Origin of the sequence: Mesorhizobium sp. GbtcB19, assembly GCF_019091085.1 — a bacterium.
In the GTDB taxonomy this organism is placed as follows: domain Bacteria; phylum Pseudomonadota; class Alphaproteobacteria; order Rhizobiales; family Rhizobiaceae; genus Mesorhizobium.
Map to the genome: position 1 here is coordinate 1 of NZ_JAGXJY010000309.1, position 259 is coordinate 259.

The following is a 259-nucleotide window of genomic DNA, read 5'->3' on the forward strand; positions in this document are numbered from 1 at the left end:
CGTCGACCTTCTTCGGGGCGCCCTTCTGCAGGTTGCCGGGGAACACCGACAGCGCGTTGGACGAATTGCCCGGATCGGCGGGCGGGTGGTTGCTGGGGATCACGTCCTCGGCCTTCTTCTCGCCGCCCGAATGGAATTTGCCGCCCTTGCGCGGCGTGAAGGTCCACACCGTGCCGTCGCCATTCGGCTTCCAGCTTTCCCCCAGCGGGGGCTTCGGCACCGGGTCCGGTCCGTCGCCGCAGGGGAATCCCGCCCCCGC

At 69.9% G+C, this 259-nt stretch carries 1 protein-coding gene; it reads right to left on the reverse strand.

Annotated elements, in window-relative coordinates:
• The coding region (locus KVT37_RS32370; RefSeq protein ID WP_306797044.1) for an ABC transporter substrate-binding protein at positions 1–259 on the reverse strand (259 nt) is incomplete at both ends.